The organism is Janthinobacterium longum, assembly GCF_051380735.1.
GTDB lineage: Bacteria > Pseudomonadota > Gammaproteobacteria > Burkholderiales > Burkholderiaceae_D > Janthinobacterium.
Genome location: NZ_JBNYXQ010000001.1, coordinates 17672 through 30669, shown reverse-complemented (window position 1 = coordinate 30669; position 12998 = coordinate 17672). Strand labels below are relative to the sequence as shown.

Annotated in this window: 11 protein-coding genes; 2 read left to right on the top strand and 9 right to left on the bottom strand. The window is 61.4% G+C overall.

What is annotated here, in order from left to right:
* Positions 1-4: 4 nt before the first annotated feature.
* Positions 5-2101: a bifunctional 2',3'-cyclic-nucleotide 2'-phosphodiesterase/3'-nucleotidase gene (locus tag ACQ4WM_RS00160; protein WP_436544697.1), complete on the bottom strand. Its 2097-nt coding sequence runs from the start codon at positions 2099-2101 to the stop codon at positions 5-7.
* 160 nt (positions 2102-2261) lie between these two features.
* Here ACQ4WM_RS00160 and ACQ4WM_RS00155 point away from each other — a divergent pair, with 160 nt between their 5' ends.
* Complete coding sequence (locus tag ACQ4WM_RS00155; RefSeq protein ID WP_436544696.1) at positions 2262-2420, top strand: hypothetical protein; 159 nt, start codon at positions 2262-2264, stop codon at positions 2418-2420.
* A complete protein-coding gene (locus ACQ4WM_RS00150) occupies positions 2417-3448 on the top strand; it encodes a CobW family GTP-binding protein (RefSeq protein ID WP_436544695.1) in 1032 nt (343 codons plus the stop codon). Before ACQ4WM_RS00155 ends, ACQ4WM_RS00150 begins: the two co-directional genes overlap by 4 nt.
* Here ACQ4WM_RS00150 and ACQ4WM_RS00145 read toward each other — a convergent pair.
* The 8 genes from ACQ4WM_RS00145 to ACQ4WM_RS00110 all read right to left on the bottom strand — a co-directional run bounded on the left by ACQ4WM_RS00145 (position 3420) and on the right by ACQ4WM_RS00110 (position 12873).
* Positions 3420-3842, bottom strand: coding sequence for a Fur family transcriptional regulator (locus tag ACQ4WM_RS00145; protein ID WP_436544694.1), 423 nt, complete (start codon positions 3840-3842; stop codon positions 3420-3422). The two genes, ACQ4WM_RS00150 and ACQ4WM_RS00145, sit on opposite strands and share 29 nt — an antisense overlap.
* A gap of 98 nt (positions 3843-3940) precedes the next feature.
* A complete protein-coding gene (locus ACQ4WM_RS00140; RefSeq protein ID WP_436544693.1) occupies positions 3941-5305 on the bottom strand; it encodes an alpha/beta hydrolase in 1365 nt (454 codons plus the stop codon).
* An 87-nt stretch (positions 5306-5392) separates the two neighbouring features.
* Positions 5393-6271 (bottom strand): proteasome-type protease, encoded by an 879-nt coding sequence (locus ACQ4WM_RS00135; protein ID WP_436544692.1) that lies wholly within the window; start codon positions 6269-6271, stop codon positions 5393-5395.
* Positions 6272-6374: 103 nt separating this feature from the next.
* Positions 6375-7184, bottom strand: coding sequence for a transglutaminase family protein (locus ACQ4WM_RS00130; protein ID WP_436544691.1), 810 nt, complete (start codon positions 7182-7184; stop codon positions 6375-6377).
* Positions 7184-8128: an alpha-E domain-containing protein gene (locus tag ACQ4WM_RS00125; protein WP_436544690.1), complete on the bottom strand. Its 945-nt coding sequence runs from the start codon at positions 8126-8128 to the stop codon at positions 7184-7186. The genes ACQ4WM_RS00130 and ACQ4WM_RS00125 overlap by 1 nt, the downstream gene beginning before the upstream one ends.
* Positions 8128-9570 carry a circularly permuted type 2 ATP-grasp protein gene (locus tag ACQ4WM_RS00120; protein ID WP_436544689.1) on the bottom strand — a complete coding sequence of 481 codons (1443 nt, stop codon included), beginning with the start codon at positions 9568-9570 and terminating at the stop codon, positions 8128-8130. Before ACQ4WM_RS00120 ends, ACQ4WM_RS00125 begins: the two co-directional genes overlap by 1 nt.
* Positions 9571-9784: 214 nt before the next feature.
* Complete coding sequence (locus ACQ4WM_RS00115; protein ID WP_436544688.1) at positions 9785-10525, bottom strand: hypothetical protein; 741 nt, start codon at positions 10523-10525, stop codon at positions 9785-9787.
* 149 nt (positions 10526-10674) lie between these two features.
* Positions 10675-12873, bottom strand: coding sequence for a TonB-dependent receptor (locus ACQ4WM_RS00110; RefSeq protein ID WP_436544687.1), 2199 nt, complete (start codon positions 12871-12873; stop codon positions 10675-10677).
* Positions 12874-12998 lie beyond the last annotated feature (125 nt).

Here is a 12998-nt window from a genome sequence, read left to right as displayed (position 1 = left end):
GAACTTATTTGCTCAGGTCGATGGCGTACTTGGCAAAGCCGCTGGCGTCCAGCGTGCCTTCGGCCACCACATTGGCGATGCCGCTGCTTTTTGCCAGCGCCAGGTGGCCTGGCGCCGAACGCAGGATCACCGGGCCGGCGGTGGCCGTCTTGACAAAGCTCCAGCTGCGCGCGCTGCCGTTGTCCGCCAGCGTCACCTTGCCAGCGCCCTTGCCGGCCAGGGCCAGCAGGTAATTGCTGACCACGGCCTGGTTGGCGTCGGGCGACTTGATGATGGTCTTGCTACCGTCAATGCCGGGCACGGCGCCACCGCCGCCGGCGCGGTAGTCGTTGGTGGCGACGATAAAGTCATCGCTGTCGGCCACCAGCGCGCCCTTGTGGCGCAGGTTGACGATGCGGCTGCCCGCCGGCTTGGTGACGTCGATCTGGTACGTGAGCGCATTGTTTTCTGCGTAGAACACGTCATAGTTGTAGATCGTGCCGTAGGTCGGCACCAGGTCCTGCTCGCTTGTTTTGGCCGGGTCGATCTGGGCAAACTGTTTGGCCGAGGTTTCCAGCCAGGCTTTCAGGTCCGATCCCTTGATCTTGACGGCTTGCAGGTTGTTATTGCTGTACAAATACAGGTCGCCCGGATTGCGCACCTGCAAGCCGACCGGGGCGGCCGGTGTCGCGCCAGCGGCCACGTCGGTAAAGTCCGATGGCCCGTTGCGGCCCGCCTTGAACGGCGCGCTGCAGGAAATCACGGGGATATTCTTGTAACTGGCCAGGCTTGCATCGGTGCTGGTGGCAATGAAGTTCTTCACATAATCGAGCTGGGCCTGGTTCACCAGCTGGATCGCGCTGACGTCGCCCACCAGTGCAAAATAGGCCGACATTTCAAAGTCGGTGCTCACGCCGAGCGGCTTTTTGGCGTAGGCGATGGTCGCATCATGCTCGGTGGCCACCAGCGGCGCGATCGCCGGGTCGGCCTTGACGTTGCTGCCGTCGGCCTGCTTGAAGCCGCGCGACTCGACCGTGGTCTTGTCCTGCTGAACCACCCATTTTCCGCCCTGGTAGACCATGGTCAGCTTGATGATGCCGAGGCGGCGGCCCCAGCTTTGCGCCATGACGGTCGGCACGCCGTTCACCAAACCCATGTCGCCATCGATCTTCGCGCTGGCAGGGAAGGCGGCAAACGAAGCGTCCAGCGCGGCCGCGCCCAATTCCTTGCCTTTCGGGAAGATCAGGTGCGAATGGCCGATCATCAGCGCGTCGATGCCGGTGCTGGTCAAATGGTAGCTGCCGTTTTCCATTTTCGGGCTGTAGGCGCTGGTGTCCAGGCCGCCATGCGACAAGGCCACCACCAGGTCGGCGCCCTTGCTGCGCAGCTCGGGTACATACTGTTTCGCCGCTTCCTGCACGCCGGTCACGCTGACCTTGCCGGCCAATACTTTTTGATCCCATTCCAGGATTTGTGGCGGCACAAAGCTCATCACGCCGATATTGATCTTGACGTTGAGCTTGCTGCCATCTGGCGCCACGGCGGCGAAATCGCGCGGCAGCAATACATAAGGATTGAAGATAGGCTTGCCGCTGGCCACGCCGACCACATTGCTGAGCACGGAAGGGAAGGTGGGCGCACCGCAAGTGCCGCTCGGTTTGCTGACGCCGGGAATGGCGAAATCGGTATTCGTGATCTGGCTCAGGTAGCCCAGGCCATAGTTGAATTCATGGTTGCCCATGCCGCCCGCGTCGTATTTGAGCGCGTTCATGGCCTTGTGCACGGCCAGGGTCGCGGTGCAGGGAACGGGCGCTGCCACCGCCTGCAGGTCGGCCAGCAAGGTACCCTGGATCACGTCGCCATCGTCGAGCAGCACGTTATTGGGGTTTTCTGCGCGCGCCGCCTGTATCAGGGTCGAGGTGCGTTCCAGGCCCAGGCTGGTGTCTTCGGCCAGCGCGTAGTAGTTGTAGCTGAGAACGTTCGAATGGATATCGGTGGTTTCCAGCAGCGCCACCGTGACCGTCGTGCCTTCAGGAATGTTGGCCGCCTTGTTCGAACTGCCGTTGCAGCCCACCAAGCCCACACCCGCCAGCGCCGCCATCATGATCCAGTTTGTTTTCATTGCAATTCTCGGAAAGATTCAAAGGAGGCAACTGTAGCGCCGTCATATGACCGCCGAATGACAGTGAGCGCAGAGGCAAGAAAAACATACGCTTGCAACTCTGTTGCATTATAATTTTCAAACGCAAATTAACTGCAATAAGAAAAACATGACAATATCGATGCAAAAACTTCCCTTCACCGTACTGTCACTGAGCAGGGCCTTGAATTCCTGCGCAAGGATCACCGAGACGTATCAATCGGTGGTGCCGCTCGATGCCATGATGGGCAACCTGCAGGTGCCGTGGCAGCGCATGGAAGACATCGAGGAGAGCGCATGATGGAGGACGATGTGATACCCGAGCTGATCCCGGTCACCATCATCACGGGCTTTCTCGGTAGCGGCAAAACCACCTTGCTCAAGCGGATTTTGCAGGGCAAGCATGGCCTGCGCATTGCCGTGATCGAAAACGAGTTCGCCGCCGAAAGCATCGACAATGCACTGCTGGTGCAGGACAGCGAGGAACAGATTGTCGAGATGAACAATGGCTGCATCTGTTGCAGCGTGCGCGGCGACCTGATCCGTATCCTGGGCGAACTGCACGCCAGGCGCGCGGCAGGCACGCTGGCCTTTGACCATGTGATTATCGAAACGACGGGCCTGGCCGCTCCGGGGCCGGTGGCGCAAACCTTTTTTGCCGAGCCTTCCGTCAGCGCCTTTTACCTGCTCGACGCGATATTGACGGTGATCGACGCACGCCACGCCCAGCAGCAACTGACGCAACACCGCGAAGCGCAGGAGCAAGTCGGTTTTGCCGACCGCATCCTGCTGTCGAAAACCGACCTGGTCAGTAAAAGCGAATTGGCTGCGCTGCGCCAGCGCCTGCTCGCCATCAATTGCCGCGCCAGCATACAGAAGGTCAGTTTTGGCAATGTGCCGCTGCGCGATATCCTCAATATTCGCGGTTTCAACCTGAACGCCATCGTCGAGCTGGAATCCGATTTCCTCGGTGAACTGACGCACCGCCATGGCGACGGCGTGCAGTCGTTTGTCTACCACCAGGCGCGGCCACTCGATTTGATCAAGGTGGAGAACTTTCTCGACGCCATCGTGCAGCTGTTCGGCACCCAGCTGATGCGCTACAAGGGGATTTTGTACATCGAAGAGTCGCCGTGCCGCGCCGTGTTCCAGGGCGTGCACATGCTGATGGGTTCGGAGCTGGGGGCGCCGTGGCGCGACGGTGAGCCACGTGCCAGCAAGATGGTGTTTATCGGCCGGGGCTTGCCGCAAGATACCCTGATACGGGGCCTGGACCGTTGCGTAGTCGGTTACCAGGCACCTACTTGCAGCGCGGGCACAGCCCCTTGATCAGGTAATCGACGTCGCCGCCGCTGAAACCTTCGGGCAGGGCGACGGGCGCCGGCAGCTTGACTTCATTGAAGCAGGTGACGGTGGCGCATTTGTTGCACTGGAAATGCGCATGCTCGTGCGCCTGGTGGCCGCCGCCGGCGCTGAAGCGCCAAACCTGGTCGCCGCCGGCGATGCGGTGCACAAGTTCGTTTTCGGTCAGCCATTCCAGTACGCGATACAGGGTAACGGAGTCGATATCACTGTCCTGCGACAGCGCCTGCTGGATTTCATGGTGGGTCATCGACTGGCTTTGCGCCATCAGGAAGTCCAGCACTTTGACGCGCGTCTTGGTAACGCGGGCATTGGTATTGCGGATCAGCGATTCAGCTTGTTCGGTAGAAGAAGTCAACATAATGTTTGCCTGCATGCGGATGGTCATCATTGCGGCGCGGTCGCCGTATCTTTGCCATGCCGTTTTAGCGCATCTTAACATGCCTGCCCACCTGCCTGTCAGGGCTTGAACGTCCAGTAGCGGCCCCTGGGCGTGTCGACCGGATCGAGAAAGCGCTGGTCGGCGCGCGCATGGTCATGGATCAGATAAAACATGTCCGACAAAGCCGAGCGCTGCTCGGCAAAATAGCTGTGCTTGAGGAAACCGGTGTCCACGCCGGTGGCGTCGATGGTTTCCACGCCGGCCAGCAGCAGCATGCCTTCGCCGCTGTCGCCAGCACGCCGGTAGCCGTGCACCAGTTTCGACGCAGCCAGCGCCAGGTCTTCCGACGAGGCGTACAGGGTCACCGGGTGCCGTGCGGCGGTCAGCTTGGGTGCAATTTCCTCGCGGAATACATCGGCGTCGATATCGGGCGCTGTCAGAATGATTTCGGCAATACGCTTGGCCAGCTCGGGCTGGCTCTCGATCAGCCCGGCCACGGCACGCGCCAGGCCCCGGTTGCCCATGCTGTGACCGATCAGGTAGACTTTGCCAGCGTCGCTCTTTTGCAGGAAGTCCGTTAGGAACACCTGGAGATGCGGTGTACTCCATTCGATATTGTTTTCATCGACCGTATAGCGCGCCGCGTCGCCCTGCGACGGCCAGCTGTAGAACACGGGCGCGCCATCGAAGCCGAGGTCGTATGCCATCTGCCCCGTGCGCCGTGCCGCGTCTTCGAAGCTGACGTTGTAGCCATGGATAAAGATGAAGGCGCTGCCGCTGGCGGACGCCTTGACCTGCGCAGCGACGCCGGCAAAGAAACGGGCCTGGTCCTCCACCCGGGCATCGAGCAGCACCACGTGCTTGGCCGGGTCAAGGCGAAACTCGAGCTGCCACAGGGAAGGCGACTCCAACTCGCCCATGCGGTGGTCGCGCGGGATGCTGATCTCGCAGTGGCCATAGCTGAGACCGGCGCTATTACTACCGCTATCACTGCCGCCATTACTGCCGCTGTTGTTGCGTTCATTAGTGAAACCCTGCGCGGCCCGCTTACCCAGGTCACGCTGGCGGTCGGTGGCAAACCCCACCGTAACCACCGCATAGTTCGACACCAGCGCGCTTTTTTCCACGCTGGCCTGTGCCGCCACGGCCACCGGCTGGGGCAATTGCTCCAGCAACGCTTGCGCGGCAAACAAGGTGACCATATCGTCGGACACCCTGGCCCTGGCCACGGCTTTCGACAGCGCCAGGCGCAATTCGGGGCTATCGGGCGACGCCTCCAGGCTGGCGATGGCGGCCAGCACATCGGAAGCGCCGGCCAGCCGCCCGATGGCCGCTGTCAGGCGCTGGTAAGCATCGGCAAGGAAATCAGGCGCGGTACAGGTAGGGGCGTCATGGGCGATGCGCGCAATCGCGGCCAACACCGCCGACGTGATCAAGTCCATGCGCCACCCGCCTCTCTGAGCAAAATGAATCGATGATCAATTCATCTTGCCATAATAGCACGCTGCGTGCCAGTGACGCGCACGGACTCAGTGCTGTTCGCCGCTACCGAACTGCTGGGCCAGCGACTGCAAAGGCGTGATGGCCAGGCCGCTGCGGCCCGCATGCTCTGGAATGGCCACGCGCACCGGTTTGCTGTGCATATTGGCCGAGGACAGCACATTGCTGGTAGCCTCCGGCGCCGCGTTCCATACCGGGTCGACGATGGCTTCGAAAACCTGCTTCAATTGCTTGCCCCAGGTGTCGCGGATCATGCGGAAATACTGGTTTTTTTCGTCGATGGTGACGAAGCGCGTGACGGCCAGGCGTTCGGTTTCATACACCAGCAGGTCCAGCGGCAGGCCGACCGAAATATTCGAGCGCAGGGTCGAATCCATGGAAATGAGCGCGCACTTGGCCGCTTCATCGAGGCTGGTGGCGGGGTTGATCACGCGGTCGATGATGGGCTTGCCATACTTGGCTTCACCGATCTGGAAATAGGTGTTTTCATCGTGCGATTCGATGAAGTTGCCGGCCGAATAGACCTGGAACAGGCGGCAACGCTCGACGCCGATCTGTCCACCCAAGATGATGCTGACATTGAAGTCGATGCCGCAGGCTGCCAGCGCCTTGGCCTCGCGCTGGTGCACCGTACGCACGGCTTCGCCGACGATGCGCGCCGCGTCATACATGCTGGTGACATTCCAGATGCTGCGTCCATCGCTGTCGACGTGTTCGGCAACGATCTGGCGGATCGCCTGCGAGATCGACAAGTTACCGGCGGTCATCATGACCAGCATGCGGTCGCCCGGATGTTCAAACACGCTCATCTTGCGGAAGGTGCCGACCTGGTCCACGCCGGCATTGGTGCGGGAGTCGGACAGGAAGACCAGGCCCTGATTGAGGCGCATGCCTATGCAGTATGTCATCTTGAGCGGTACCAATAAAAAGATCGCCATTCTACACCAGCCGCTACCCGGACCAGCAAGCCAGGCCAGGCCCAGCCTCACCTAAGGGCGTTTTTTTCGATGTTCAGGCCGGTACGATCTGCACGTCGACGCTCATGGTTTCCTTACCGCCACCGCGGCGCACGCCGCGCACCGGTGCGGCCGAATCGTAGTCACGGCCGATTGCCAGCCGGCAATACGCATCCGTCATCAAGCGTGCATGCGTGACATCGATGCTGACCCAGCCGGCAAAGTCGCTGTCAACCACCCAGGCGTCGACCCAGGCGTGGCTGGCCGCGTGGCCGGTGGTGCCGGGATCGATATAGCCGGATACATAGCGCGCCGGGATTTCCCAGGCATGGCAGCAGGCCAGGTACAAATGGGCGTGGTCCTGGCACACGCCGCGCCCCAGCGCCAGCGCGGCGCTGGCGGTGGTGGTCACCTCGGTGGCGCCGCTCTCATAGGCAACCTTGCCAGCGATGTTTTCAGCCAGTTGCAGCAAATGACTGGTGGCGGCCGGCGTACCCCGGTCCGGCAGGCTGGCCGCAGCCAGCTCGACGATCGCGGGGTCCGCTTCGGTCAGCCGGGTCGGCATGGTAAACAACAGTGGCGAAAGCGTGTCGACCAGGTTCAGCCGCCCCTGATAGGGGTAAATGGTTTCCACCGAGCCTTGCACCACCAGCGACAGCGACTGGTGCCTGCCGTTGATGGTCAGCATCTGCGACAGGTTGCCATAGGCATCGGTATAAGCGTGGCACTGGCCTGGCGTATTGATCTGCCAGGACAGCGCGCGCTGCTGCGGTTCGATGCGCGGCGTAAGGTGCAGCTGCTGGATGGTGTACGTCAGCGCTCTGCTGTAGTGATAGGTGGTTTCGTGGCGTATGGTCAGTATCATCAGGCCGCCAGGGGAACGAGGAAATCACGGCTGACGCGGTTGCCCAGTTCATAAATATTTTCCAGGAACTCGGTCAGGGTATGGTGCAGGCCCGCTTTCAGGATGTCGTCGATATGGCCGAATTTCAGTTCGGCATGCAGCCGTCCAGCGAAACGTTCAGTATCGGCCGACACATCATTGCGGATATGGTGCAGATTGTCGACCACGTCATCCATGCAGGCCAGCAGCGAACGGGGCATGTCGCCACGCAGGATCAGCAGGTCTGCCACACGGTCCGGCGTGATCACGTCGCGGTACACCTTGCGGTAGATCTCGAAGCCCGATACCGAGCGCAGCAGTGCCGCCCAGTAATAGAAATCGCGTTGGGCGATATCTTTCGACGCGTCCTTGGCGCCATGGAACTTCACGTCCAGAATGCGCGCGGTATTGTCGGCGCGCTCCAGGAAGGTGCCCAGGCGAATGAAATGGATGGCTTCGTCTTTCAGCATGGTGCCCAGGGTCACACCGCGCGACAGATGCGAGCGGTACTTGACCCACTCGAAAAAGGCGCTCGGGTCGTTTTCCAGCAGATTGCTTTTCAGGCGCTTCTGCAGGTCGAGCCAGGTGGCGTTCTGGGTTTCCCACACCTCGGTGGTCAGGGTGCCGCGCACGGCGCGTGCGTTTTCACGCGCGCCCGTCAGGCAGGCGATGATGGACGACGGGTTGTTCGGGTCGCGCACCATGAAGTCCAGCACGTCGCGCGTATGGAAGCTGCCGTACTTGGCATCATAGGCGGTTTGCAGCTCGGAAATGCCCAGGGTAGCGCGCCAGCCTTGCTCGGCGTCTTCCTGCGATTGCGGCAGCATCGAGGTCTGCATGTTGACGTCGAGCATGCGTGCCGTATTTTCGGCGCGTTCGGTGTAGCGGGCCATCCAGAACAGGTGATCGGCGGTGCGGCTCAACATTATTTGTCTCCAACGAAAGATTTTTCCAGTACCCAAGTATCCTTGGTGCCGCCCCCTTGCGAGGAATTGACCACCAGCGAGCCTTCTCCCAGCGCCACGCGGGTCAGCCCGCCCGGCACCATAGAGATGGTCTTGCCCGACAACACGAACGGGCGCAAATCGATATGGCGCGGCGCGATGCCAGATTCCACGTACGTGGGGCAGGCCGACAGGGCCAGCGTGGGCTGGGCAATATAGCCGCTCGGGTTGGCCAACAGGCGCTGGCGGAAATCTTCGATCTGCTCGGTAGTGGAAGCTGGCCCCACCAGCATGCCGTAGCCGCCGGCGCCATGCACTTCCTTGACTACCAGCTTGGGCAGGTTGGCCAGCACATACGACAGGTCGGACGCCTTGCGGCACTGGTAGGTCGGCACGTTGTTCAGGATCGGCTCTTCCGACAGGTAAAACTTGATCATGTCGGGCACGAACGGGTAGATCGACTTGTCGTCGGCCACGCCGGTGCCGATGGCATTGGCCAGGGTCACGCGGCCGGCGCGGTAGACCGACAGCAGGCCCGGCACGCCCAGCGAGGAATCCGAGCGGAAGGCCAGCGGATCGAGGAAATCGTCGTCGACGCGGCGATAGATCACGTCGACCCGTTTCGGCCCGCGCGTGGTGCGCATATACACCAGATTGTCATTGACGAACAAATCCTTGCCTTCAACCAGTTCCACGCCCATCTGCTGGGCCAGGAACGCGTGTTCGAAGTACGCCGAGTTGTACATGCCCGGCGTCATCACCACCACGGTCGGGTCATCGACACCCATCGGCGCGACCGAGCGCAGGTTGTCGAGCAACATGTCCGGGTAGTGGTCGACCGGCGCCACGCGGTTGCGAGCGAACAGTTCCGGAAACAGCCGCATCATCATCTTGCGGTCTTCCAGCATATAGGACACGCCGGACGGCACGCGCAGATTGTCTTCCAGTACATAAAATTCGCCCTGGCCGGCACGCACGATATCGACGCCGGCGATATGCGCGTAGATGTCCGAAGCCACGGAAATGCCCTGCATTTCAGGGCGGTATTGCGCATTCTTGTAGATCTGCTCAGCCGGCATGATGCCTGCCTTGATAATGTTCTGCTCATGATAAATATCATGAATAAACATGTTCAGGGCCTTGACCCGCTGCACCAGCCCGGTTTGCATCTGCGCCCATTCATCGGCGGGAATAATCCGGGGAATCGTGTCGAACGGAATCAGGCGCTCCGTGCCGGCATCGTCGCCATATACGGCGAACGTAATGCCCACGCGGCGGAACGTCAGGTCGGCCTCGGCACGCTTGCGCTCGATGGTCTCCGGCGATTGCTGCCCCAGCCATTGATGGAATTCACGATAATGTTCGCGCACCTGGGTTTCGGTGCCCGACGCATCCGCCATCATTTCATTAAAAAAAGTCGCCATATTATTATTTCCCCCTAGAGCCTGGTTGTCAGCTTACATCAGCAGTAGCCTCAGCACGAAGCATGCCAGATCGAAATAAGAAAAAACACACATTTTAATGCGCCGCTGTGTGCGCTGCACCGCATTGGTGCGTGGGGCGTGGCAAGGCGGTCGGTATTGGGGATGCTGCAGGCGAAAAATCAGGCTCCATGACGCCATCACGGGGCGCGCCGCTTTATCGGGAGCCTGCCAGCTGGATGCTTTCGATCAACCTGGCGATCGCTTCAGACCAGGCGGCCAGCGAAAAGTTTTGCGGGTCATCGTGGCCGTTCGCGTAGCCTGTGTCCAGCACGGCATGAAAGGCGGGGATCAGCCACTGCCCCTTGCGCACGCTGGCGGCGATATACAGCAGGGCCAGGCGTTCGTACTGGGCCGGCGTAAAGCCGGGATCGGGCGCCACGCCGTCATTGCCGCGCCCACCCGCCGGGTCGCACTTGCGCGGCTGCACCAGCTCCACATGCAGGAACAAACCGGTCAGCGAGGGCTTGTCCTTTTCCAGCTTGCTGGCGAAATTGGCGACGTCAAAGCCATGTACGGCCACTGACTCGCCCAGCCGGTTGACATACACATGGCCTTTCGGCCCCGCGCCTTTGGTCGGGTTGCGCAATGAAAAATCATTGAAATCCCAGTCGCGCGTATCGATGGCGGCGGGAATCGGCTCAGACAGGAAATTCGGATAGCTGGTGTCGTGGATTACAAAATAGCGCGCCACGGGCGAGATCAGACGGCCTGACGCACGCGACAGCGGTGCATCAAGCGCGCCACCGAGCGCGCTTTCATCTATCTGCTGTTGCGCCAGGTAAGCGCGCAGGTCGCTGCGCGCCAAAGTGACTTTTTCGCCGACATGGCGATCAAGGAAAGCGGGCAGGGCGCTTGCCTGGCCGATGCGCGCATACATCCTGACGGAGCGCAGCAAGCAACTGGCTTGCGCGCGGGGATTGCGCTGGAAACCGCTTTTCCAGGCGGCCCAAGGACACGCCGCCGCCGTTTGAGCGGCGGCAGGCAGGGATAAGAGCAAAGTTAGCAACAATAATGGGCGCAGTGTCATGCGCCCATTATTGCCGATCAGAACGCGACCGTGGCGGAAACAACTACGGTGCGCGGCGACGCGAGCACCAGGCTGCCGGCGCCGAACGAGGACACCGCCGAGGCCCAGTAGTTGCGGTCGGTAACGTTGTCGACGCGGGCGCGCAGGGTCACGTCGCGGCCGGCCACTTGCGTCAGGTAACGCGCACCGACGTCCACGCGGGTCCACGACGGCAATTGCCTGGTATTGGCCAGGTCCGCATATTGGCTCGACGTATAGACGGTGCGCGCGTTCAGGCTCAGGCCTGGCGCACCCGGCACGTCCCATTCGCCGCCCAGGCTGACCTGGGTTTCCGGCGCGCCGATAGCCTGCTTGCCCTGGTTGGCCGCCACGTCAGTCTTGCGCTGGTCGGTGTCCAACCAGGTCAGGCCGCCGAGCAGGCGTACACCGCTCATCGGCGTGCCGAAGATCGACAGCTCCACGCCCTGGTTGCGTTGTTCGCCATCGAGCGTGGCACGGGTACCGACGATGGCGCCCTGAGGTTTGTTGGTGGAAAACAGGGCTGCGCTCATGCCCAGCTTGCCGCCGTCATACTTGACGCCGATTTCCTTTTGCTTCGACTTGTACGGGGCAAATACTTCACCCAGGTTGGTCACCGGCGCCAGGTTGGCGCCATAGGTGCCGCTGGCAACCGGGCCCTTGACCAGCGCTTCGATATAGTTGGCGTACAGCGACACATTCTGGTTGGCCTTGTACACCAGGCCGGCGACCGGCGTGGTGGCGCTCTTGTCGTAAGCCGGACCCGACTGCACGGCGGTGCCGTAGTCATAGCCGATATCCTTGATCTGCTGGCGGCGTACGCCTACTGTCAACAGCAAGCGTTCATCCAGGAAAGCCATGGTGTCGGCCAGCGCGTAGCTGTTGAGTATGGTCTTTTGCGTGATGCGCGGATCGTTCATGTCGCCGCCGAAAGACGTCGTTGGTGGCATGGCGGCATTGACCGGATTGTAGATATTGGTCGGGAAGCCGGCAAAGTCGCTGATGGCGTAGGCATTCTTCGCTTCATTCCAGTGACCGGACCAGCTGGCCACCACGGTGTGCCTGACGGCGCCCGTGTTCAGCTTGCCGCGTATGCCCAGTTCGCCAGTGCGGATTTGCTGCTTGCGCGCATTGTCGAAGCGGTAGGCGCTGGCATTGCCATTGCTGTCGCTCAGTGCGGGGTTTGCCAGGCTGTTCGATTCGCGTGTCGAGCGGCCACCGAAGGCGGCCCAGGCCACCACGTCCTGGGCGATATCATATTCGGCGCGTGCGGTGCCGAACACGTCGCGTTCCCTGGAAAAACTCCAGGGCTGGGCAAAGTTGCGCGAGGCGTCGGGCGCCGACGGCAGCACCGCCACACCCGAGGTGGCGACTGACGGGCGTGGCGCGTCGAGGTCGAAATTCTGGTAGCCGGCGTCGGCCGACAGGCGCCAGCCAGGGCCGCGATAGTCGACACCGACGGCAAACATGCCGACCTCATGGTCTTCATGCTTGATGCCGGTTTCACCCTGGCGCTTGGCGGCGTTCACGCGCACGCCCAACTCCTGTTGCTCGCCGAAGCGGCGCGCCACGTCCATCGCGGCGTAGCTATGGCCGCCTGTTTCCACGCCAACCGTCACTTCTGTCAGCGGCGCATTGCCGGCGCGCTTGGGCATCAGGTTGATGGCGCCGCCGACGCCGCTGCCGCCAGGCGCCGCACCATTCAGGAAAGCGCTGGCGCCACGAAATACTTCCACCCGTTCCAGCAATTCCGGCGATACATACTGGCGCGGCAGCACACCGTACAGGCCGTTATACGCCACGTCGTCCGAGTCCAGCGCAAAACCGCGGATCATATACACTTCCTGGAAGTTGCCGAAGCCACGCGACATGCGCACGGCCGGGTCGCTTTGCAACAGGTCGCCCACGCTGCGCGCCTGCTGGTCGGCAATGAATTGCTGGGTGTAGCTGGTGGCGCCAAAGGGCGAATCCATCATGTCGACCGAACCCAGTATGCCCATGCGCCCGCCGCGCGCCACCTGGCCGCCCGCATAAGCGCGCGACAAGCCCTCGGCCGACGCATCGGCCGACGCGCTGACGACCACGCTGGGCATGGTCTGGGCATCGCTGGCGGCGGGCGTTTGTGCCTGGGCAACGGAACTGGCCAGCAGGAAGACGGCCAGGGCGATGGGGGTGGGGGCGAGGCGGAAAGCAAGCATGGCAGTGATTGTTTAAATATTAATGAGAATGATTATCATTATATGATAGTGCGTGACATTGCGTGAAAGATGGCAAAAATCGTTTGGTTTTTGCCCAAAAAGTACAGGTCTTGGTGCAACAGAGG